This is a genomic window from Nonomuraea mangrovi, assembly GCF_042681425.1.
Classification (GTDB): domain Bacteria; phylum Actinomycetota; class Actinomycetes; order Streptosporangiales; family Streptosporangiaceae; genus Nonomuraea; species Nonomuraea mangrovi.
In genome coordinates this window covers 326275-346833 of sequence record NZ_JBHUFV010000022.1, presented here as the reverse complement: position 1 = coordinate 346833, position 20559 = coordinate 326275, and the positions used below count along the sequence as shown (strand labels likewise).

Annotated in this window: 21 protein-coding genes; 12 read left to right on the top strand and 9 right to left on the bottom strand. The window is 70.5% G+C overall.

Going from position 1 to position 20559, the window contains the following annotated elements; translation table 11 throughout:
- The first annotated feature begins 98 nt into the window (after window positions 1-98).
- A complete protein-coding gene (locus tag ACFSKW_RS15895) occupies window positions 99-1055 on the top strand; it encodes an ATP-binding cassette domain-containing protein (protein WP_379572997.1) in 957 nt (318 codons plus the stop codon).
- The gene (locus ACFSKW_RS15890; RefSeq protein ID WP_379572996.1) at window positions 1052-1813 is read left to right on the top strand and encodes an ABC transporter permease; all 762 of its coding nucleotides are present in this window, start codon (window positions 1052-1054) and stop codon (window positions 1811-1813) included. Before ACFSKW_RS15895 ends, ACFSKW_RS15890 begins: the two co-directional genes overlap by 4 nt.
- Here the strand turns inward: ACFSKW_RS15890 and ACFSKW_RS15885 are convergent.
- Both ACFSKW_RS15885 and ACFSKW_RS15880 read right to left on the bottom strand, forming a co-directional pair.
- Window positions 1797-4937 carry an AfsR/SARP family transcriptional regulator gene (locus tag ACFSKW_RS15885; RefSeq protein ID WP_379572995.1) on the bottom strand — a complete coding sequence of 1047 codons (3141 nt, stop codon included), beginning with the start codon at window positions 4935-4937 and terminating at the stop codon, window positions 1797-1799. The genes ACFSKW_RS15890 and ACFSKW_RS15885 overlap by 17 nt on opposite strands.
- Before the next feature lie 72 nt (window positions 4938-5009).
- Window positions 5010-5993, bottom strand: coding sequence for a BtrH N-terminal domain-containing protein (locus ACFSKW_RS15880; protein WP_379572994.1), 984 nt, complete (start codon window positions 5991-5993; stop codon window positions 5010-5012).
- A 764-nt stretch (window positions 5994-6757) separates the two neighbouring features.
- Between ACFSKW_RS15880 and ACFSKW_RS15875 the strand changes: the two genes are divergently transcribed.
- The 3 genes from ACFSKW_RS15875 to ACFSKW_RS15865 all read left to right on the top strand — a co-directional run bounded on the left by ACFSKW_RS15875 (window position 6758) and on the right by ACFSKW_RS15865 (window position 8065).
- Window positions 6758-7183 (top strand): hypothetical protein, encoded by a 426-nt coding sequence (locus ACFSKW_RS15875; protein WP_379572993.1) that lies wholly within the window; start codon window positions 6758-6760, stop codon window positions 7181-7183.
- A 95-nt stretch (window positions 7184-7278) separates the two neighbouring features.
- Window positions 7279-7668, top strand: coding sequence for a hypothetical protein (locus ACFSKW_RS15870; RefSeq protein ID WP_379572992.1), 390 nt, complete (start codon window positions 7279-7281; stop codon window positions 7666-7668).
- A gap of 157 nt (window positions 7669-7825) precedes the next feature.
- Window positions 7826-8065, top strand: a complete 240-nt coding sequence (locus ACFSKW_RS15865) for a hypothetical protein (protein ID WP_379572991.1) — start codon at window positions 7826-7828, stop codon at window positions 8063-8065.
- Between the two features lie 74 nt (window positions 8066-8139).
- On the opposite strand, the gene ACFSKW_RS15860 is transcribed toward ACFSKW_RS15865, so the two are convergent.
- The 3 genes from ACFSKW_RS15860 to ACFSKW_RS15850 form a co-directional block, all read right to left on the bottom strand.
- A complete protein-coding gene (locus tag ACFSKW_RS15860; RefSeq protein ID WP_379572990.1) occupies window positions 8140-8688 on the bottom strand; it encodes a Pycsar system effector family protein in 549 nt (182 codons plus the stop codon).
- Between the two features lie 222 nt (window positions 8689-8910).
- Entirely contained in the window at window positions 8911-9810 is a 900-nt protein-coding gene (locus ACFSKW_RS15855) for a zinc-binding dehydrogenase (RefSeq protein WP_379572989.1), read from the bottom strand.
- A gap of 127 nt (window positions 9811-9937) precedes the next feature.
- Window positions 9938-10291, bottom strand: a complete 354-nt coding sequence (locus ACFSKW_RS15850) for a hypothetical protein (protein WP_379572988.1) — start codon at window positions 10289-10291, stop codon at window positions 9938-9940.
- A gap of 342 nt (window positions 10292-10633) precedes the next feature.
- On the opposite strand from ACFSKW_RS15850, the gene ACFSKW_RS15845 reads away from it, so the two are divergent.
- From ACFSKW_RS15845 to ACFSKW_RS15825, 5 genes are all read left to right on the top strand, one after another.
- Window positions 10634-10759 (top strand): hypothetical protein, encoded by a 126-nt coding sequence (locus ACFSKW_RS15845; RefSeq protein ID WP_379572987.1) that lies wholly within the window; start codon window positions 10634-10636, stop codon window positions 10757-10759.
- 32 nt (window positions 10760-10791) lie between these two features.
- Window positions 10792-11511, top strand: a complete 720-nt coding sequence (locus tag ACFSKW_RS15840; protein ID WP_379572986.1) for a polysaccharide deacetylase family protein — start codon at window positions 10792-10794, stop codon at window positions 11509-11511.
- A gap of 152 nt (window positions 11512-11663) precedes the next feature.
- Window positions 11664-13043: a glycosyltransferase family 4 protein gene (locus ACFSKW_RS15835; RefSeq protein ID WP_379572985.1), complete on the top strand. Its 1380-nt coding sequence runs from the start codon at window positions 11664-11666 to the stop codon at window positions 13041-13043.
- 90 nt (window positions 13044-13133) lie between these two features.
- Window positions 13134-14105, top strand: coding sequence for a DUF4331 family protein (locus ACFSKW_RS15830; protein WP_379572984.1), 972 nt, complete (start codon window positions 13134-13136; stop codon window positions 14103-14105).
- The gene (locus ACFSKW_RS15825; protein WP_379572983.1) at window positions 14102-14614 is read left to right on the top strand and encodes a potassium channel family protein; all 513 of its coding nucleotides are present in this window, start codon (window positions 14102-14104) and stop codon (window positions 14612-14614) included. Before ACFSKW_RS15830 ends, ACFSKW_RS15825 begins: the two co-directional genes overlap by 4 nt.
- Window positions 14615-14632: 18 nt before the next feature.
- Here the strand turns inward: ACFSKW_RS15825 and ACFSKW_RS15820 are convergent, their stop codons facing one another.
- A complete protein-coding gene (locus tag ACFSKW_RS15820; protein ID WP_379572982.1) occupies window positions 14633-14923 on the bottom strand; it encodes a hypothetical protein in 291 nt (96 codons plus the stop codon).
- A gap of 60 nt (window positions 14924-14983) precedes the next feature.
- On the opposite strand from ACFSKW_RS15820, the gene ACFSKW_RS15815 reads away from it, so the two are divergent.
- The gene (locus ACFSKW_RS15815; RefSeq protein ID WP_379572981.1) at window positions 14984-15616 is read left to right on the top strand and encodes a TetR/AcrR family transcriptional regulator; all 633 of its coding nucleotides are present in this window, start codon (window positions 14984-14986) and stop codon (window positions 15614-15616) included.
- Window positions 15617-15711: 95 nt separating this feature from the next.
- Here ACFSKW_RS15815 and ACFSKW_RS15810 read toward each other — a convergent pair whose 3' ends face one another.
- The gene (locus ACFSKW_RS15810) at window positions 15712-17892 is read right to left on the bottom strand and encodes a polysaccharide lyase 8 family protein (RefSeq protein WP_379572980.1); all 2181 of its coding nucleotides are present in this window, start codon (window positions 17890-17892) and stop codon (window positions 15712-15714) included.
- A gap of 27 nt (window positions 17893-17919) precedes the next feature.
- On the bottom strand, window positions 17920-18732 hold the full coding sequence (locus tag ACFSKW_RS15805; RefSeq protein ID WP_379572979.1) for an alpha/beta fold hydrolase: 813 nt from the start codon (window positions 18730-18732) through the stop codon (window positions 17920-17922).
- Window positions 18733-18825: 93 nt separating this feature from the next.
- Here ACFSKW_RS15805 and ACFSKW_RS15800 point away from each other — a divergent pair, with 93 nt between their 5' ends.
- On the top strand, window positions 18826-19455 hold the full coding sequence (locus ACFSKW_RS15800) for a TetR/AcrR family transcriptional regulator (RefSeq protein WP_379572978.1): 630 nt from the start codon (window positions 18826-18828) through the stop codon (window positions 19453-19455).
- Here the strand turns inward: ACFSKW_RS15800 and ACFSKW_RS15795 are convergent.
- Window positions 19411-20550: an acyltransferase family protein gene (locus ACFSKW_RS15795; RefSeq protein ID WP_379572977.1), complete on the bottom strand. Its 1140-nt coding sequence runs from the start codon at window positions 20548-20550 to the stop codon at window positions 19411-19413. The genes ACFSKW_RS15800 and ACFSKW_RS15795 overlap by 45 nt on opposite strands.
- Between the last annotated feature and the right edge of the window lie 9 nt (window positions 20551-20559).

Sequence of the window (20559 nt, the reverse complement as noted above, 5' to 3'; positions counted from 1 at the left end):
CCCGCCTGGCAGAGGTCCCGGCGGCGATCCGGTCTGCCGCGGTGTCGTGTCAGCGGCCGCGTCAGGACGGCGACGGCCCGGTATCAGCGCGGTCGGCGATGGTGGACGCCATGAACGGTTCAGCCATTGCGGCCTCGGGGCTGCGGAAGGCGTACAAAGACAAGGCCGTGCTCGACGGCATCGACCTGAACGTCCGGGCCGGCACGATCTTCGCCCTGCTCGGGCCCAACGGCGCCGGGAAGACCACGACGGTGAACGTGTTGACCACGCTGCTGACCCCCGACGCCGGGAAGGTGGTCGTCGCCGGGCACGACGTGGCCACGGCTGCCAAGGCGGTGCGCGCGGCGATCGGGGTCACCGGGCAGTTCGCCTCGGTGGACAACCTGCTCACCGGCAAGGAGAACCTGCTGATGATGGCGGATCTCCTGCACCTGCCCAAGGCGGAGGGCAAACGAATCGCCGACAGGCTGCTCGACCGGTTCGATCTGGTCGAAGCGGCGGGCAAGCAGGCGGCGTCCTACTCCGGCGGCATGCGCCGCAAGCTGGACCTCGCCATGACGCTGGTCGGCGAGCCGCAGATCATTTTCCTGGACGAGCCCACGACGGGACTCGATCCGCGCAGCCGCCGCACCATGTGGGAGATCATCCGGGGCCTGGTCGCCGACGGTAGGACCATCTTCCTCACCACCCAGTATCTCGAGGAGGCCGACCAACTCGCCGACCGCATCGCCGTACTCGATCAGGGCCGGCTGGTCGCCGAGGGCACCGCCGACGAGCTCAAGCGCCGGGTTCCCGGCAGCCATGTCCGGCTACGGTTCACCAACCAGCACGAGCTCGACGTCGCGGCGCGGGCCCTGCCCGGGTCCACCAGGGACGACGAAGAGCTGGCCTTGCGTGTGCCCGGCGATGGCGGGGTGCGGTCATTGCGCGCGCTGCTCGATCGGCTCGATGCGCAATCCATCGAAGTCGAGGAACTGTCGGTGCACACACCGGACCTGGATGACGTCTTCCTCGCCCTCACCGGTCACGGAAACACGGAGGTCAACGCACGATGAACGCCATCTCAGCTTCCCTCGCGGATTCCGCGACCATGATGCGGCGCAACTTCCGGCACACGATGCGGAATCCGCTGACACTGCTCAACGCCATCATCATGCCGATCTTCCTGTTGTTCCTCATGGTCTACGTGCTCGGCGGCGGATTCAGCGTCGGCAGCGACTACGTCGACTACGCGACGCCAGGGTTGATCATCATGACCGTCGGCTACGGGATCGGCCCCACTGCGACCGGGGTGAACTCCGACATGACGACCGGATTCATCAACCGGCTTCGCGTCATGGACGTGTCACGGGCCGCGGTGTTGAACGCGCACGTGGTCGCGACCATGCTGCGGACCCTGGTGGCCATCACGCTCGTCGTCGGGGTCGCGTTCCTGATGGGATTCAGCCCGTCGGCGAGCTTCCCGGAGTGGCTCGGCGCGATCGGCATCGTCGTGCTGACGGTGCTGGCGATCAGCTGGCTGACCATCGCGGCCGGTCTCGCGGCGAAGTCGCCGGAAAGCGCGGGCATCCTCGGCGTCCCGCTGATGCTGCTTCCCTTCTTGAGCAGCGCATTCGTGCCGGCCGACAAGATGGGGCCGGGCGTGCGGGAATTCGCGGAGTACCAGCCGTTCACCCCGATCATCGAAACCCTGCGCGGGTTCCTGACCGGCACGCCGTCGACGGGCACGGCCATCACGGCGATCGCCTGGTGTGTGGGACTCACGCTGATCGGCTACCTGTGGGCGCGCAAGTCGTTCACGAAGCGAGCGTGATCTCGGCCAGCTCCCGCCAGTCCCGCTGCTGCCCGACACGGGTCGCCTCGGCGAACACAGTTTCGCCGAGGCGATTCCGCGCGTCCGCGGCGATCCTGGAAGCGTCCGGCTGCGAACGATCGGGCGTACCGCGCACGGCGTCGCTCGCCGCGAGCAATCGCACGGCCTGCTCGTACTGCCCCTGGCGCAGCGCGAGATCCGCGATCCCGATCAACGCTCCGGCGATCAGCGGCGGGTACGTCGTCTCCACGGCCGCGCGGAACGCCTCGTTCCGATACGCGCGGGCCTTCTCGAGATCCTCCGTGAGGTAGCCGTTCACGTCCTGGGCCATGGCACGGAAGTACCCCCATGCTTCCCCGTCGTCCGTCAATGCCAGCATCGTGGTCAGGTGCTGGTGGGCTTTGTCCGGCTCGCCGCGCAAGCGCGCCAGCTGCGCCTCCGCGATCGCCAGCTCGGCGATCGTGTCCGGCCAGGTGATCCCGTCCGCGCACCGCCGCGCTTCCGCCATGGCGGACGTGCTGGATCGCTCATCGCCGAGCAGCCAGTACAGCTGAGCCTGCCGCGCCCGTATGCCGACCACGTCCTCGGTCGAGCTCATCTCGGTCAGTGCCGCGACCGCCTCTTCGTAGTGCTCACACGCGCGTGCGAACTCGCCGCGCATGGCGAGCCGATCGCCCAGGAAGGTCAGCGCCAACGAGATCCCCAACCGTTCGCCTAGCATGCGGAACTCGGCGAGGGCGACTTCCATGTCGTTGTCCACGTCGGTCTCGTCGCCGCCGAGTGTGAGCCGGAATCGGCCACGAGTGAGCCTGGCCTGCGCGCGCACCCACGGATCGTCGTCGGCGATGAGCGGCTCGAACGCGGGGAGGAACCCCGTCGGCTCCTGCAGCATCCGCTCCCAGAGGGCGACGAACCCGAGCAGCGGGTTGCGGTAGTCGCTGCGCTGGGTGAACCGGTGCGCCTGCAGGATCCACTCCCGCGCCTGGTACTGATCGCGCCCGGGCCCGGAGGTCACGAACATCGTCACGATGGCGCACGCCATCGCCCGCACCTCGTCGGTCACCTCACCGGGCAGCGAGGCCGCCGCGATGCTCAACTCGGTGCCCTCGGTCCTGTGCCCGCTGAGGAAGTAGTACCAGCCCACGGCCCCGGCCAGCCGCATCGCCTCCTGCGCCCATCCCTCGGTGATCGCCCCGCGCAGTGCCGCGCTGATGTTGTCGTGCTCGGCCTCGAGCGTGGCCAGCCATTCCAGCTGCTCGGCCCGACGCAGGTACGGCTCGGCCGTCTCGGCCAGCTCGGTGAAGTAGGCGAGGTGCGCCCGGCGCGCCGACTCGGTCTCCCCTGCCTCGGCGAGCCGGTGCGCGGCGTATTCCCTGATGGTGTTGAGCATCCGGTAGCGCGTGCCCTCGCCGTCGGCAAGCAGCAGCGACTTCTCGATCAACGCGGTCAGCAGGTCGAGTACCTGCTCCCCGGCGAACGCCTCATCTCCGCACACCCGTTCGGCCGCTTCCAGGCTCGCCCCGCCGGAGAACACCGAAAGCCGCCGCAGCACGCCACGTTCGGCCTCGCTCAACAGATCCCAGCTCCAGTCCACGACCGCGCGCAGCGTCTTGTGCCGGGAAAGCGCCGTACGGCTGCCGCCGGTCAACAGCCGGAATCGGTCGTCGAGCCGGCGGGCCAGCTGATCGATGGACATGGTGCGCAGCCGTGCCGCGGCCAGTTCGATCGCCAGCGGCATCCCGTCGAGCGCCCGGCAGATCCGCGCCATGGCCGACAAGGTGTGCGCGTCGGAGCCGATGTCCTTACGCACCAGATCCGCACGGTCCCGCAGCAGCCGCACCGCGGGCGAGGACCCGACCTCTGCGGGGTCCGCGCCCTTCGCGGGCAGCGCGAATGGCTCGACCTGCCACAGCACCTCCCCGGTGATACCGAGCGGTTCCCTGCTCGTGGCCAGAATCCGCAGCCTCCGGCACTCCCCCAGCAGCCGATCCGCGAAAGCCGCGGCCTCCTCGATCATGTGCTCGCAGTTGTCCAGGATGAGCAACATCGCGCGCTCCCGGACCGCGGCGATGAGCCGATCCATCGGGTCCCCTGCCCGCGCATCGCCGAGCAGCGCCTGGTCACGCAGGCCGATCGCGGTAAGGGCGGCCTGCGCCAGCTCACCGCCTGCCTGCACCGAGGCCAACTCGACCAGCCACGCCCCGTCCGGCAGCTCGGCGAGCATCGTCCGCGCGGTCTCCGTGGCCAGTCTTGTCTTGCCGGCGCCACCCGCGCCCGTCAAGGTGACCAGCCGGTGCCCTATGGCCACAACGGCGATCGCGGAGATGTCATCGTCCTTGCCGACGAAACTCGTCAGCTCGGCGCGCAGGTTCGTCCTGCGGTTCTCCGCCCGCTCGCCCAGTTCGCCGCGCAGCAACGCGGTGTGCAGCGCGGAGAGCTCAGCCGATGGATCGGCGCCCAACTCCTCAGCGAGCCGTTCGCGCGTCCGCTGGAACACGGTCAACGCCTCATTCGCACGCCCCGCCTCGGCGAGCGCTCGCATCAAGGCCGCCACGAACCCTTCCCGCAGCGGATACCTGGCAACCAGCTCGGTCAGCTCGGAGAGCAACTCCGAGCCACGGCCGAGGCGAATATCCGCATCCACCCGATCCCCGAGCGCGGCGACATAGAGATCGTCCAGACGCGCTACCGCGGCGTCGAACGCGTCGCTCTCTTGCAGCGCGATGTCGGCCATGGCCGTGCCGCGCCACAATGCCAAGGCCGAGCGCAGCAGATCCGCCCGCGCCGCAGGCTCGGCGGCACGGGCCTGGACGACCAGGTGCTCGAACCTGCACACGTCCACGGCATCAGGAGCCACGGCCAGCCGGTACCCGCCGGAATCCGCCTCGACCACACCGTCCGGCAACACCTTGCGCAGCCTGGACACCAACGCCTGCACGGCATTCACTTCGTCCGCGGGCGGCCGTTCCCCCCAGATCCAGTCCACCAGCCTCGCACGCGTGACGATCCGGCCAGGTTCGAGGGCGAGCACTGCCAGCAGTGCGCGCAGCCGAACCCCAGGGACCTCCACCACGGCCCCGTCACGGTTCCTGACCTCGAACGGTCCCAGCAATCCGACTCTCACATCGGCAATTGTGCCGAATTGTGACGACGACCGGCTACGCCGCCACCTGATCGGCCGAGGTATGACCTTGAGCTACACCTGACGCAGCATCTGCATGGCATTCCTCTCGATGCACGAAAGATCGCGGAGAATGACGCGGGCCTGCTCGAGATGCTCCACGTCGCCGCTCTCGCCGGCCTTCGTGATCAAGCCGGCCACGTCCGTCCACAGGGTGGCGGCCTCGGCGTACAACCTATGACCTGCGCGGAGGTTGCCGTCGTCGATCAGCTGGATGCACTCGCCGAGGAAGTCACGATAGAGGGCGCGAAACAAGGCACCGCCGGTGCCGCCCTTCTCCATGAGGAGGGCGGCCTGCGGTAGGTCCTGCTGCGGGTTGCCGGTGCGCAGCAGCCATGTGGGCACCTTTTCGGCGGCTTTCTCGATGCCGCGGTGGCCCAGGTTCGCGATGGGAGCGGCGAGGAAGGCGTCGGCGCAGTCCCTGATGGCGGGGATGATCTGGTCCTGCCAGCAAGGCGAGTGCTCCGGCAGGGTGATGGTGAATGATCGGTTCCTGGCGGTCATCGGGCCGCGTTCGGTCCGCGCCATGGCCAGGCTGCCCCTGCTGGTGCGCACCGCTCCTCCTTGCTGGTCGGTGTCCACGAGGTGGACGTCGTGCTCGTCGTAGCCGTACATGGCGACGACGTGGCCGCCGAAGTGCACCTTGGACCGGAAGTACTCCAGGTGATAGCAGTCGAGCTGGAGGCCGACCGGCTGACCTGCGTCGATGGGGGCGGCCACGTTCTCCCACGCCTTGCGCGGCGAGGTGGTCTCCTCGACCAGCAAGGTCAGCCCGAGCCTGGCGGTCAGGTTCCTGGTGAGCTCGAAGGGCTTGACGCGGCCTCCGAGAAAGGGGAACGCCATGCCCTTGCTGTCCCAATAGACGAAGGACAGGCCCGAGCCCAGTCCGAACAGCATGGGCTCGGACAGATCGAGTCCTTCATGCCGCAGCAGCACCCCCAGCGCCGTCGTCTCGCAGTGGTGCATGCCGCGGGCCTCGATGTCCTTCACGATGGTCATACGTCGCTCTCCTCAACAACTGGGCGATCAGCGTGCACGTGGCCACTGTCCGTGCCGACGCGCGCCGGCTCGCCGAGTTCCGGCTCCGGTCGCCCCGCTACTTCCTTGACCGGCTACCAGGATCGTCAGGAGTAGCATGCGGCCTCCCACAGGGGGAGAGTCCAGCCGAGATCAACGCACGCGGGATCACAGTCGGCGATCCGCCGCCGCGCCGCCACTGCCGCAAGGTCCTCTCGCAGGTGGTCGCCGAAGCGGATGGCGTACGCGGGTCGGGCGTGCCACTCGGGCCGCATGAAAGAAGGCAGCGGCGCCTCCAGCGAGGATCACTGCGGCGAGCGTTGCGTGAGCCACCATTCATCGAAAATGGTCGTCGAACCACAAGACATGCGAATGACATATTCACCACCGCGCACCCAATGAATTTCGTCGATGAGAATTCAATTGCGCGTATGCGAAGGCGGAAGAATTCCGCGGCCATCGAGCCCCTTCCAGCCTGTCGTCGCGGCCGGGGACGGATGAGCGGTCGAGCGCCGCCCGTCGATCGGCCGCGATGATCGAGCCGGATCCTCCCTGAGGCCGGAGCCGGCCGAGGTCGATCATGCTCGCGGACAAGCAAGAAGCAGATCGAACAGGTCTATTTAGATATTCGACCAGTTTTTCTTGGGTATTTCTTTATGAATATATATCGAAGGCGTCGGGTATCGGGACGATGTATCCCCATCACGAACCTGGTGTGCTTATCCCAGCGCTTGAAAGGACATGCCATGACCGCCACCGCAGAGGCCGCCGAGCGTACCGAGACCGCCGAGCGCGAGGGTGAAGGGCGATCCCTGGAAGCCCTCCTGCTTGCCGCGCTTGCGGCTCGCCGCGGCGAAGGTGAGGAGACCGGCATCGAGCACCCGCTCCTCATGGCCGCGCTGATGCGCCGCCGCAGGGGAGGCGAGGAAAGCGGCATCGACCACCCGCTCCTGCTCGCCATGCTCATGCGCCGCCGCGGAGAAGGCGGAGAGGAGAGCGGCATCGAGCACCCGCTGCTGCTCGCCGCGCTGATGCGCCGCCGCAGGGGAGGCGAGGAAAGCGGCATCGACCACCCGCTCCTGCTCAGCATGCTCATGCGCCGCCGCGGAGAAGGCGGAGAGGAGAGCGGCATCGAGCACCCGCTGCTGCTCGCCGCGCTCGCGAACCGGTAGTGGCGCTACTCCCGATCGCAGGCAGAAAGGAAGTCCCACAGCCGGCCTGAATCGGCAGCCAGGGACAGGACACATCGACCGCAGAGGAGCAACTCATGGCGTCAGAGGAAGCCGCCGAACCAACCGAGCATGACCCGGTGGATTCGCTGATCGACGACGTCATTCGCGACATCCTCAATGAGGCCAGCCAGTCCACCAAAGTTCTTGCCCGCGGTGGGGACTCCATGGCCGCCCTGATCGAAACAGCCCTCACAGCAGCGCCGCGCGCGATGCTGAAGGCATCGACAATCGAAAGGCTCCTGCTCGCACAGGTTCTGGCCGACGCCCTGGCCGAGGCTCTCGCGCCCGCGCTGGCAGAGGCTCTGACTCCCGAGATCATGAAGGTCCTGGAGCAGTACACCACCCCCACTACCAAGGTGGCCGGTGGCGCGAAGCCTACGAGGACCACCAGCACAACCAGGGGAACCACCAGAAAGAAGACGTGAGACCATCGGAGGCGCCTAGCCAGGCAGGTGACGGAACCGAGCCGCAGACCGTGCTGATCTGATCGTCAGCACTGTTGTCGTGGCCATGAGTCGGCTCCTTGCCTGCCAGCGCCCGAACGGAGCAGCCTGAGTCATGGGCGCCGGTCATCCGGCGCCCATGACGCGTGTCGCTTCGAGCGTTCGTGGCAGCGGCCAGGTCCTCTTCCTGTCCGGCCGGCGCCGGGCGCCGCGCGCGTCGGTGCGCAACGTGGGACCTCCGCTGGCCGCCCTCGGGATCGCCTTCGGCGACGAACAGGCCGTTCTGGGGGCGCTTGCCGCGGTGCTGGTCAGCGGTCTGGCGGCGGCCCTGCCGATCGCCGCTGTACTCGGCCGTGATCGAGACGGCGGCACCGGCTGAGATGCGCGGTGCCGCCGAGGTGACGACCGCGACGAGGCGAGCCGTTCGAGACGAGCAACCAATCCTGGACCGTGTCAGAGCAGGCGCTCCAGGAAGACCATGACCGTCATGACCGAGATGCCGGTGACGATCAGATTGACGGCCCAGCGCAGATTGCGGTGTTTGGTGCGCGCGATCCGCGCGATCCGCAGGGCGTCGGTGGCCAGGAACAGCTCGTAGTTCCTTGTGTCGGCGTTCATCCGCTCGATCAGGGCTTGGGGCGTGGGCTCCTCGGCGTAGACGAGGATTCTCTGCCCGCCCTGTTTGGGCGACGGAGGGCGGATGGTGATCAGGATCAGCAGGACCGCCGCGGACAGCAGGACCAGCGCCAGGATGACGCCGAAGCGCCCGACTCCCGGGAAGCGGGCCGGGCCGGTGAGGATGAGGGTGACCATCACGCCGTAGGCGACGCCCGCCCAGGACAGCAGGAGGCCGGCTCTCTTCTCGCTGGCGCTGATCAGCTCGGCACGGGCCGCGGCGGTGGCGGCATCGAGCCGATCCCTGAGGAACGGGGACATGGACGCGTGCTGCGTGCCGCCGTCTTCTCCGGAGTGGCCGCCGGATATAGCTGGATCGTGGTTCATGGTGGCGGGTCCTTTCCGTCGGGATCGTGGGCCGATGGAGCCGGTCGGCGGCGCGGTGGATGTGGAGGCAACCGACGCTTGAGACGTGCGTTCGATCACCTTCGACTGTAGGCGCGCAGCCAGGACAGGACCCTCCAGGACCAGCGTGCGCCGGCCTCGACCGGAGTCGCGGGCGGATCCACCCGGCCGGCCGGGAAGACGCGCCCGGTGACGCGCCGCGCGTCACAGGTCGAGGACCGCCTTTCCGTGGACGCGGCGGGCGAGCAGGGCGTCGGCCGCCTCCATCGCCTTGTCCCACGGCCCGCGCCACCCGACCTGCGCGTCCAGCTCGCCCTCCGCCAGCAGTCCGACGAGGTGGGCGAGGTCGTCGCCGAACGGCGTGCTCACGTTGAAGTTCTCGATCCGGCCCCGCGCCGAACGCGTGCCCGCCAGCTCGAAGTCGATGACCGTGGCCTCGCGGGCCGCCCGCCCGATGGCCATGACCACGCCGTCGTCCTCCAGCCGGTAGAACGCGTCGGCGAGTTGCCTCCCGCCCACGTTGTCCAGCACGCCGTACACCCGGCCCCGCAGGTTCTCGGGGCCGATGACGATCTCGGCGGCGCCCAGCTCGCGCAGGCCCTCCGCGCGGGTGAGGCCTCCGACGGAGGCGACGACGTGCGCGCCGGCGCGCGCGGCGAGCTGTACGGCGTAGCGGCCGACACCGCCGGACGCCCCGGTGACCAGGACCCGGCGGCCGGTCAGCGGGCCGAGCCGCCGTACCGCCTGCAGCGCGGCCACGCCGGCGACCGGGAGCGCACCGGCCAACCCCAGGTCGACGCTGTCGGGCACGACGGCCAGTTCGGCGGTGTCCACGGCGCGCAGCTCCGCCCATGCCCCCGACCAGCCGAAGGTGACCACGCGGGTGCCCACGGCGGGGCCGGAGCCGTCGGCGGCGGCCTGGACGACCACTCCGGCGGCGTCCCATCCGGGGACGTACCCGGGCCTGACGTCCGCGCTTCTGTAGGCGATCTCGCCGAAGTTGAGCGAGACGGCGGCCACCTCGACCAGCGCCTGGGAGGGTGCGGGCACCGGGTCGGGCACGACGCCGAAAGTGAGGTCGGAGTTGAAGATCAGGGCTCGCATCGTTACTCCTCGATGAGTGGTGACGAGGACGACCCTGACGGACCGCGCGCACGATCGGCTGACGGTCAACGCACGCTGCTCCAGGGTGATCGGCTGGATCGGTGCGGGCACAGCCACCTCCGCCGGGTCAGGCGGGTCGTTCACCGTCCGGGGCGGCGTGGCCGACGCGGCGGGGGTTGCTCGTACCGCAGGCCAGGCACACCACCCAGTCGCGCAGCTCACCGTCCTGCTCCCAGACGTCGGAGGCGACGTTGGTCTGCTCTTCGCCGCAGAAGAAGCAGTCCGCCTCGTCGCCCTCCATGCGCCGCATCGGTCTGGGGCGCTCGCCCTCACGGTTCTGGCAGCCCAGCCAGCCGCATCGTGTGCACGTCCACCACCGTTCGGGCCTCGGCCTTGGTCCCCGCCCGGCCCAGCCGTGCCGGCGCAGCATGACCTCGAAGGCTTTCAGCTCTCCCTGGCACTGTGGGCATGCGGGGGTCATGGGTCCTCCCTCGGCCGGCGGGCTTGGCGGGCACCTCACGGTAGACCCTGGAGAGCCGGTGGGGCGCGGGCCCTGGTCAGAGGTCGGACGCGATGTTCGAGAGGTTCACGCCCCGCTGATCGGGCGCGATCGCGTCGGCGGGCTCGGCCAGGCCTCTGACCGGCGAGAAGACGACCCAGAGCGGGGCGAGGGGCGAAGGCGGCCCGCCACTACCGCCGGAGCAGGCCGCGCGGCGAGGGATGACGCGACACCGGGCCGGGCTGGCATCCCTTGGGATTTCACGGACGCGGGGTTGACTCCGGGCTGCCCGCGCGCTGCCGATGCCTTCCTAGGCTGTGCCGCATGCGACTGGCCTGGGTGATGAGCATGCTGGGTGCGGCGGCCATGGCCGCGGTTTCTCGCGGCGCGCCGCCGGAGGTGACCGCCCGCGGGCGCTACTCCCTCGGGCGCACGGGGGCTTCCCGTTGATCGACCGCCGCGGCTTTCTGACGATCGGCGGGGTGGCCGCACTCTCCGCCTGCTCACCGTCCGCCGCCCTCCCGAAGGAGGACGGATGGGACATCGCGGGGCCGCAGACGGCCTCCGGAGCGTGGGACAGGACCGCTCTCTCACCGCTCCTGCCCGGCGAGGTGACGAACGGTCCACGGGACCGCCCGCTGGTCGCGCTCACCTTCCACGGGGCGGGGACACCCGCGCTCGCCGAGAAGGTCCTGGCGGCGATCGAGCGGGAGCACGCCCGTGCCACCGTCCTCGCCGTCGGCACCTGGCTGGACAGGGCGATCGCCGACCGGATCGTCGGCGCGGGCCACGACCTCGGCAACCACACCATGCACCACCTGGACATCTCCGCGCTCTCCGAGGACCAGGCCCGCAGGGAGATCGAGGAGTGCGCGGAACGGCTGCACGACCTGACCGGGTCCGTCGGCTCGTGGTTCCGCCAGTCCGCCACGCAGCACGCCACCCCTGTGATCCAGGACCTGGCCCGCCGAACCGGCTACCGGACATGCCTGTCCTACGACGTGGACGCGGGCGACAACCTGAACCCCGGCCGGGGGGCGATCACGAGCAACGTTTTGGACGCGGTGCGGCCCGGCAGCATCGTCAGCATGCATCTGGGCCATCCGCAGACGCTCGCCGCGCTCCCCCGCATCCTCGACGGGCTGCACCAACGCGACCTGCGGGCCGTCACCGTCACCGAACTGCTCGCCCGCGGCGGCTGAGCGGGAGGCCGCGCAGAGACCTTTGAGCCTTCGGCGCGTGCCCGGCCATGCGGCGGGCGTCTGCTTTCACGCGGGCGCGACCCGCTCGAAGGCAAACGCTCGCTTACCATTCGCTCAGCGGGCGCTGACCTGCCCTTTCCTACCGTGGAAGGGTGAGGCTACGGCCCGCCCCCGCGGCGATCGTGCGGTCGAGCCGGTCCGCCTGGGCCGGTGGCGCCCGCTCGATCATCACCACCTGCCTGAAGCCGGCCCTGCGACGCGTGCGGCCGCTGGGCCTGCTCGCGCTGCGGGCGGCCAACCGCCGCAGGGCGCGCAGGGCAGGCCCGCCCGACGCCCGGCAGGTGAAGATCCTCCTGCTGCACGCCTACGGCATGGGCGGCACCATCCGCACCGTCCTCGGCCTCGCGGGCCGGCTGGCCGCCGATCACGACGTCGAGATCGTGAGCGTCGTGAGGACCAGGCAGGAGCCGTTCTTCCCCGTGCCGCCGGGCGTTCGCGTCACCTTCCTGGACGACCGCGTGGGCCGCCGTCCTGCCCGCTTCCCCTCGCTCGCGCGGCTGCGCCGCAGCCGGCTCATCCCCTGTCAGGAGGCGGCCTACGCGACCTTCGACCTGCGCACCGACCTGCGGCTGGCGTGCTTCCTTCGCTCCCTGCGCACCGGCGTGCTGATCACCACCAGGCCCGGGCTCAACCTGGCCGCCGCCCTCCTGGCGCCACCCGGCGTGATCACCATCGGTCAGGAGCACGTCGGCCTGGGCACGCACAAGCCGGCCCTCCGAAAACTGATCATCCGCAGGTACGGCAGGCTCGGCGCGCTGGTCACCCTGACCGAGGCCGACCTGCGCGCCTACCGCGAGGCTCTGGGCGAGCGCGCCCCCCGCCACCTGCTGCGGATCCCCAACGCCGTCTCGCCCGTGCCCGGCGGCCCGTCCCCGCTGAACGCGAAGACCGTCCTCGCGATGGGCCGCCTCACCAGGGTCAAGGGCTTCGACCTGCTCCTGCGGTCGTGGGAGCAGGTCATCGCCGCCCACCCCGGCTGGACGCTGCGCATCGTCGGATCGGGACCGGAACGCGCCCGCCTCCTCGCCGCCGTGAAGGAGCGCGGCCTGACCGGTTCGGTCGACCTGCCGGGCGCCGCTCGCGACATCGGCGCCCAGTTCGACCAGGCCTCCGTCTTCGTGCTCAGCTCCCGCCACGAGGGGTTCCCCATGACCGTCCTGGAGGCGCTCGCCAAGGGGGTGCCGGTGGTCGCCTTCGACTGCCCCCACGGCCCGCGGGAGATGCTCACCCATGGGGGCGACGGGTTCCTCGTACCGCCCGGCGACACCGAAGCGCTGGCCGCGGCGATCGGCCGCCTCATCCGGGATGACGCGACGCGCCGGCGGATGGGCGCCCGCGCGCTGCGGACGGCCCTGCGCTACGACGGCGCGACGATCGCGGCCCGGTGGGCGAGGCTGCTGTCCGACCTGGCCGCGCCGGGTACAGAGGGCGCGATGTCCGGACACACCGAGGGGGTGCGCGCGCACTCTTAGCCCGTGCCGGGTTAGCCTCGACCTTGGGCATCCGGCGTCTCCCCCGGTCAGGTGGCCCTGACAGCGGAAACACCTCGATCGGAGACGGCCATGTCCCACCATCTCAGCGGCCCGAACCTGCGCCCGCCGTCCGGCGACGCGCGCCTCGACCTCACCGACGTGTTCGCCTTCGAGTCGCCGACCACCCCGCAGAGCACCGTGCTCATCATGAACGTGAACTCGTTCGCGTTCGACCCCACCCACGGCCCGCATCCGCATCCCGAAGCGGTGTACCGGCTCAACATCGACAACGACGGCGACGCGCGCGCCGACGTCGCGTTCAGCTTCGTCTTCTCCGCGCCCAGGGACGGCCGCCAGACGGTCACCGTCTTCCACGGCACCGACGACGAGGCCAGGTCGTGGGAGGCCGCGGGCGAGGAGGTCCTCACCGACGTCCCCGTGAGTTTCGGGCCCGAGCCCGAGATCGCCGAGACGGGCTGGCTCAGGTTCTCCGCGGGCCTGCGCAGCGACCCGTTCTTCGCCGATCTGGACGGCATCGGCAAGGGCTTCGAGTGGACCGGGATCGACACCATGGCGGACAAGAACGTCATCGGCATCGTCCTCGAGGTGCCCGACTGGGTTCTGGGCTCCGCGCCGCGGATCGGCGTGTGGGCCAGGGTCTGCCTGCGCGAGGGGGACGGGCTCGTCTCGGTGGATCGCGGCGCCCACCCGTCGCTGACGGCCTACTTCAACGCCGAGGACGCCAAGGACGCCTACAACCGCGGCGAACCGGCCGACGACGTGGCCACCTACCTGGACTCGTGGGTCGCGGCGCTGCGGCACTCGGGCGACTACGACGCCGAGGCCGCCAGGGACCGGCTGGCCGCCGTCCTGCCGGACATCCTGCGCTTCGACCGGTCCGAGCCCGCCGCCTACCCCAACGGCCGCAGGCTCGACGACGACGTCACCGACGTCCGCATCGGGATGGTCACCAACGGCAGGGTCCCGGACGACGGCATCGGCCCCCACGCCGACCTGCTGCCCTCCTTCCCCTATCTGGGCTCCCCGCATCCCACGACGTGAGACCGACATACGCGTGGGCGACGGCGAGGAACGCCGCCCTCATCGTGGGGCTCTACTACCTCCTGCCGGTGGAGGAGACCAGGGACGGCCGGCTCGCCTTGGTACGGCTGGGCGGGTTCGTCCTGGGTACCGCGCTGCTGGTCTGGGGCGTGGCGAGGGAGGCGAGGCGGCAGGCGGAGGCCGACCGGGGGACCCTTCCGCTGAGCGGCCTGATCCTGCTCACGATCTCGGGCGTGACGTTGTTCGCGCTGGCGGACTTCGCCGTCGCCACGTGGACGACGGGGCAGTTCGCCGACCTCAGGACCAAGACCGACGCCCTGTACTTCGCGGTGGCCACGCTCGCCACCGTCGGCTACGGCGACATCCATGCCGAGGGCCAGCTGGCCAGAGGACTGCTCATCGTCCAGATGGCGTTCAACCTGGTCGTGCTCGCCTCGGCCGCCTCGCTCATGTCCCTGCGCATCAAGGACAGGGTCATCAGGTCGAGGCACGAGAAGCCTGACGAGTGACGCGGCCGCACGAGAGGGTCATCGCTCGTCGACGATCTCCGCGTTGTCGGCGGTCGCGTCCACGGTGAGCGCGAACGCCGGTCCCGCCTCCGGCAGCGTCGGCGCGGCGGCGAGCGCCGTCCGCATGTTCTCGGCGCTGTCCCATCGCCATGCGTCGACGAAGGTACCGTCCTCCAGCCGGGCCAGCCTGGTCTCGGTGAGGCCCTGGTATCCGGCCCTCACCGCGGAGATGAGGGTGGCGCGCCTGGTGAGCAGCTCCTCGACGTTGGCCGGGTCGACCTGGAAGCGGGTGGTACGGACGACTGCCATGGCTAAACCTTCTCTCTAGAGTTGACGTCTAGTAACTGAATATAGAGATAGACTCTAGCCATGGGAGTTGTCAAGCCGGTGTCCAAGCGGGCGGCGAAAGCTCGGGAGACGCGCCGGCGCATCGTGGCCGCCGCCTACGACCTGTTCGTCGAGAACGGTTACGGGGCGACCAACCTGCAGGAGATCGCCGACCAGGCGGGCGTGGCCGTCCAGACCATCTATTTCGTCTTCGGCAACAAGCGCACCCTGCTGAAGGAGCTGGTCGACCTCACGATCGCGGGCGACGACGAGCCCGTGGCGACCATGGACAGGGCCTGGTTCCGCGACGCCATGGCCGCACCGACGGCGGGCGAGCACCTGCGCGCGCACGTCGAGGGGGTCCGGGCGATCCTGGAGCGGGTCGCGCCCATCACCAGGGTCATCGACACGGCCACGGCGATGGACCCCGAGGTCGCCGCCCTGTGGCCGCAGGGGCTCGACCCGCGCTACACCGTCCAGCTCACCGCCGCCAAGGCGCTGGTCGGCAAGGCGGGCGCGCGCGCGGACGTCACCGACGAGCAGGCCGCCGACCTGCTGTACGGCATGCTCAGCCCCGAGCTCTACCTGCTGATGGTCCGCGATCGCGGCTGGTCGCCCGAGCGCTGGCAACGGTGGGCCCTCGACACCCTGCACTCCCAGCTCTGCACGCCCTGAAAGTCCGCCGCACGAGAAGTCACGCACGGCTCGCACCCGGCCGCACGAGAAGTCACGCACGGCTCGCACCCGGCCGCACGAGAAACCACGCGCGATCAGCGGCCGAGCCGTACGGTCACCGTCTGCGAGCCGCCGCCCGCGCCTGCCAGCCGCCCCCAGACGAGCGTGAGCCTCGGGCCCGTGGTGGCGGCCGACAGCAGCGGGTGTCCGGCGAGCACCTCGGTCACCGGCCTGTCCCAGGTGACGGTCAGCTCGTCCAGATCCCTGCGCGGGTCCGCCACCGTCACCGTGGCGGTGCCGTCGCCCCTCTCCTTGACGAGGACCGCGCAGGGAGCGGAGGCGGACAGGGCGCCCGCGGCCCCCGCGTTCCAGAAGTTGACGGCGGTGATCCCCAGCGAGGGGACGTGGACGCCCTGCTGTCTGGAGGTGTTGGCCAGCACGCGCGCCCATGCGGGGTCGGCGGCGCGCGCCATGGTCGCGTCCGCGCCGGCTCCGGGCATGAGCAGGTAGAGGTACCCGGCCGAGCCGGGGTCGACGCCGTGGTCGATCCAGAGCGTCACGTAACCTCGCGTCGCCGCGCCGCCGGTGCGCCGCTCGCGCGAGGTGCGCAGCCGGGCGCAGGGCAGGACGTAGCCGCCATGCCCTTCCAGGTGCGCCCAGCCGGCCACGCGGTCGACGGTGAGGCGCGCGTCGGTCCTGCGGTTGTCCACGACGGTCTCGACGGGGACGCCGTCTCCGCCGCTGATGCCCGCGCCCATGCAGACCACCGCGTCGTCGAGGAAGACCCATGACTTGAAGGCCTCCATCGTGCTCTCGAGGCCGTTGAGGTGCTGGCCGACGATGGCGTACATGCTGTCGGTGGCGCCGCCGACCCAGCGGCCCTGCGGGCACGTGTCACCCCATGCGCCGCCCGCCCCGTCGGGCAGCCGCAGGGTGGAGACCGTCGTGCCGGGCAGGCGGTAGGGGTCGACGGTCTGCCAGAAGGAGTCGGAGTACTGCTCGCCGTGGCCGTCAGCCCACCAGTAGAGCAGACCGGAGCCGGTGTGCCAGCCGCGCAGGTTCTCGCCGTTGCCGTGCTCGTAGTGGCCGATCGTGGAGGAGGCCATGCTGAGCGCCGCGCACCAGCCGGGCCTGCGGTGGACGGCGCGGGCGCTCATCGCCTGCAGCCGGTGCCCGGCGGGTTCGGCGAGCGCGGGGATCGCGTCGTCGTCCATGATCGCGGACAGTCGGGCGCGCTCGGCCGGGTCGAGCGGGGGCCGGTGGGCGGCGCGCCGTACCCATCCCTTGACCATCCCCTGCCAGCGGGCGCGCTCGGCGGCGGAGGCCGACTCGCCTAACAGCAGGATCGCGGCGGCGAGCTCGTGTCCTCGCCGGTGGTCGCCGTACGGTCGCCTGCCGATCCCCCTGCCGCTGACGAGGTCCATGCAGAAGCCGTCGTGGACGAACGGCGCGAACGACCGCTCGACCGCGTCGAAGACGTTCTGGTCGGTGACCTCCCACGGCGTTCCGCGCAGCACCGCGAACAGCGTCGCCAGGCCCGACAGCAGCACCACTCCGTATCCGCCCTGGTAGGGCACCGTCGTGTGCTGGATGAAGGACCCGTCCCTGTAGATCCCGTCGCCTTCGTCGACGTAGGGGAAGACGGGCGCGAGCGCGGAGGCGGCCAGCGCGGCCTTGTCGCGGTCGGCGCCGAGGACGGCGCGCAGCAGCATGACCGTGCACTGGTCCACCCTGTTGGCGCCCGTGCTGGTGCCGCTGTAGTCACCGAGAACGCATGCCGGCAGGAAGTGGTCGACGGAGTCGCGCAGCGGAGCGCTCCGCCGTTCCGTGAGGTGCGGGCCGATCAGGACGGCCGCGTCGAGGAGCCGCCTGGGAGTGCCGATCCGCCAGTTCCACCAGTTGCCCGCCGGGGCCGCGCCCGCGGCGTACACGTGGCGCCGGTAGTGGTCGATGCCCGTCGCGACCGCCTCGGCCAGGCTCGCGTCGCCCTCCGCCGCGTAGGCGCGGGCCATGGCCTGCAGCCGCGCGGGCGTCTCGGTGAAGGAGGGGAACGCCAGATCCGGCCAGAGCGACCCGTCGCGCGGGGCCATGGTGTCGCGGTACCGGGCCGCCGTCGCAGCCCGTTCGGTCCTGTACGGCCCGCCCGCGCCTGGCTCGGGCCCCACGGTCACCTCGCGCCATCGGCGGCGCAGCAGGTCGAACGGGTCCTCTCCCTGGTAGGGGATCGCGGCCACCGCGCCGAGCCGCAGGAATGATCGCCGGGAGAGACCGCGCACGCCTCGATTATCGGGTCCGCCCGAACGCTAGGCGAAGAATCGACCGAGCGGGGGCGCGATCGCGGCGGCGGCGACCTGGTGGTCCTGGCCTTCGAGGGAGTCGAGGCGCGCGCCGGGGACGACCTCGGCCAGCGCCCGGGCGGCCGAAGCGATCCACGGCTCGGTGTTGCCGCCGTAGAGCACGAGCGTGGGCACCTGGACGGCGGCGAACCGCTCGAGCTCCTTCACCTCGCCCGACATGGTGGACCCCATCACGGCCGCGTCGTAGGCGAGGGTGTGGGCGATCTCCTCCATGGCCGCCCAGTGCGGGCCCTGGCGCATGCCGTCCACGTACTCGGAGGGGATGCCGACCGCGCGCGCGAGGAACATCGCGGCCGCGTCGCCGCGGCGTCCCTCCGCGAGAGCGGCCTGGAGCTGCGGGCGGTAGTCGGCGGGCAGCGGGGCTCGGTCGTCGGTCACGACGAACGGCGGCTCGTAGAGCGCGAGGTGCGAGATCGACGAGCCGGCGAGCGCCGCCTCCAGGGCGAGCACCGAGCCGGAGGAGAAACCGCACAGGGCGGCGCTGCCGCCGGCTTCGGCGATCAGCGCGTCGATGTCGGCGATCTCGGCGGCGACGGCGAGGGCCGCGGTGACGTCGGCGGCGGCGTCACCGCTCTGCCCGCGGCCTCTGCGGTCGTAGGTGTAGACGGTGAACGAGGGCGACAGCAGCGCGGCGAGCTCGCCCGCCGTGGGGTTGACGGCGCGATGGGCGGTGGCGCCGTCGACGAGGATCACCGCGGGGCCCGAGCCGACCCGGTCGTAGGAGATCGCGGTGCCGTCGGCGGAGTGAACGGTGGCCATGGGAGTGCCTGCTTTCTTCGAGAAGCGCTGCGGTACTAGACGGTACAGTACTCACTCAGTACGGTACTGTCTAGTACTGGGAGGAGAACTGAATTGACCGACTTGACCCCGCGGTCCGCCGCGAAACGTCAGCAGATCATGGATGCCGCCCTGACCGTGTTCCTGGAGAACGGATACGTGGGCGCGAGCATGGACCAGGTGGCCGCGATCGCCGCGGTCTCGAAGCAGACGGTCTACAAGCAGTTCAAGGACAAGGAGCATCTGTTTCGGTCGATCATCGAGGACATCGGCGACCGGGTGGGCGATCCCTTCGTCGAGATCTCGGAGCGGGTCGCGGAGACCGACGACGTGGAGCGGGCGATCCACACGCTCGCGGGCACGTTCGTCACGACGATCATGGATCCGCGCGTGCAGCAGACCAGGCGGCTGGTCATCGGCGAGGCGGCCCGCTTCCCCGCCCTCGGCACGGCCTACTGGGAAGGCGGCTTCGGCCGCGCCCTGACGACCGTCGCCGGGTGCTTCGCCCGGCTCCACGAGCGCGGGCTGCTGAAGGTCGAGGACCCGGCGACGGCCGCCAACCACTTCGCAGGGCTGCTGCTGTGGATCCCCAGCAACCGGGTGATGTTCCACGGCAGGACGGACGCCGTCTCGGCCGAGGAGCTCGCGGCCTTCGCCGCGTCAGGGGCGCGCGCCTTCCTCGCCGCGTACGGCACGCACCCCTGAGCCGGCCAGGGCCAGCCGCTTGGTCAGGCGCTGCGCGGGCAGCTCGACGAACCGCTGCGTCACGTACGCCGACGGCAGCAGCACGAGGACGTACAGCCACACGGACGGCAGCGCCCGCAGCAGCAGCGGATGCAGCAGGTAGGTCGAGTAGCTGATCACCCCGAGATGGGTCAGCCACCGAGGAAAGGACAGACGCCGCAGCGCGAAGAACGCCGCGAAGCAGGCCCCCGCCGCCAGGATCGCGGGGGCCCAGCCCGGGTCGTCCTTGGCGAAGAGCGCGCACACCGGCACGACCGTCAGCGCCGCCACCGCCGTGCTCCGGCGGATCTGGCCGCGCTCGGCCCTGTACACGGCCGTGCCCGCGAACATCACCGCGAGGATGATCAGGCCCTGCCATGCCCCGATCCTGCTGCCGAGGGCCACCAGCGTCAGCGCCAGCACGCCGCCCGCCACGGCCGCCGCGGTACGCGTCCTGCCTGTCCCCCACACGGTCAGGGCGATGGCCGCGAGCACCGGCAGCCCGAGGAGCGCGAGCCACCCGCCGATCACCGGTCCCGGCAGCACCAGCCCCGCCGGTACGGCGAGCAGCGCCAGACCGGCGGCGACAGGGGCGGATCTGTGGGCGTGGCCCGTGCGGAAGAGCGCGACGGCGATGAGGTAGAACGCCATCTCGTACGAGAGCGTCCACATCACGCCGATGACGGCGGGCACACCGAGCAGTTCCTGCAACATCGTCCCGTTCCCCAGGACGACGAGGAACAGGGGTTTGGCGGCCAGGCCCTGGTGGAGCTCGTAGACACCGCCATACGCGAGCAGCAGGGCGAGCGCGACGGCCACCAGCAGCAGCGGCAGCAGCCTCAGTCCCCTGCCGATCCAGAAGGACCGCACGTCGCCGTGGCGTTCCAGAGAGGCGGGGATGATGTAGCCGCTGACCAGGAAGAACACGAAGACGCCCCAGGTGCCGACGTCGATCCTGCGATCCACCTCCGCCCACAGGTCAGGGAAATAGGTCCAGCCCGCGTGATGCAGGACCACGGCCAGCGCGGCAGGCCCTCTGAGGGCGTCGAGCCAACCCAAACGGGAGGGGGAGGACATTCGCCCGAC

Bases quoted from the DNA above. Each gene is read 5' to 3' on its own strand.
- ACFSKW_RS15895 (WP_379572997.1), top strand. From the start codon at position 99: ATGGTGGACGCCATGAACGGTTCAGCCATTGCGGCCTCGGGGCTGCGG.
- ACFSKW_RS15890 (WP_379572996.1), top strand. From the start codon at position 1,052: ATGAACGCCATCTCAGCTTCCCTCGCGGATTCCGCGACCATGATGCGG.
- ACFSKW_RS15880 (WP_379572994.1), bottom strand. From the start codon at position 5,993: ATGACCATCGTGAAGGACATCGAGGCCCGCGGCATGCACCACTGCGAG.
- ACFSKW_RS15875 (WP_379572993.1), top strand. From the start codon at position 6,758: ATGACCGCCACCGCAGAGGCCGCCGAGCGTACCGAGACCGCCGAGCGC.
- ACFSKW_RS15870 (WP_379572992.1), top strand. From the start codon at position 7,279: ATGGCGTCAGAGGAAGCCGCCGAACCAACCGAGCATGACCCGGTGGAT.
- ACFSKW_RS15865 (WP_379572991.1), top strand. From the start codon at position 7,826: ATGACGCGTGTCGCTTCGAGCGTTCGTGGCAGCGGCCAGGTCCTCTTC.
- ACFSKW_RS15860 (WP_379572990.1), bottom strand. From the start codon at position 8,688: ATGAACCACGATCCAGCTATATCCGGCGGCCACTCCGGAGAAGACGGC.
- ACFSKW_RS15855 (WP_379572989.1), bottom strand. From the start codon at position 9,810: ATGCGAGCCCTGATCTTCAACTCCGACCTCACTTTCGGCGTCGTGCCC.
- ACFSKW_RS15850 (WP_379572988.1), bottom strand. From the start codon at position 10,291: ATGACCCCCGCATGCCCACAGTGCCAGGGAGAGCTGAAAGCCTTCGAG.
- ACFSKW_RS15845 (WP_379572987.1), top strand. From the start codon at position 10,634: ATGCGACTGGCCTGGGTGATGAGCATGCTGGGTGCGGCGGCCATGGCC.
- ACFSKW_RS15830 (WP_379572984.1), top strand. From the start codon at position 13,134: ATGTCCCACCATCTCAGCGGCCCGAACCTGCGCCCGCCGTCCGGCGAC.
- ACFSKW_RS15820 (WP_379572982.1), bottom strand. From the start codon at position 14,923: ATGGCAGTCGTCCGTACCACCCGCTTCCAGGTCGACCCGGCCAACGTC.
- ACFSKW_RS15815 (WP_379572981.1), top strand. From the start codon at position 14,984: ATGGGAGTTGTCAAGCCGGTGTCCAAGCGGGCGGCGAAAGCTCGGGAG.
- ACFSKW_RS15805 (WP_379572979.1), bottom strand. From the start codon at position 18,732: ATGGCCACCGTTCACTCCGCCGACGGCACCGCGATCTCCTACGACCGG.
- ACFSKW_RS15795 (WP_379572977.1), bottom strand. From the start codon at position 20,550: ATGTCCTCCCCCTCCCGTTTGGGTTGGCTCGACGCCCTCAGAGGGCCT.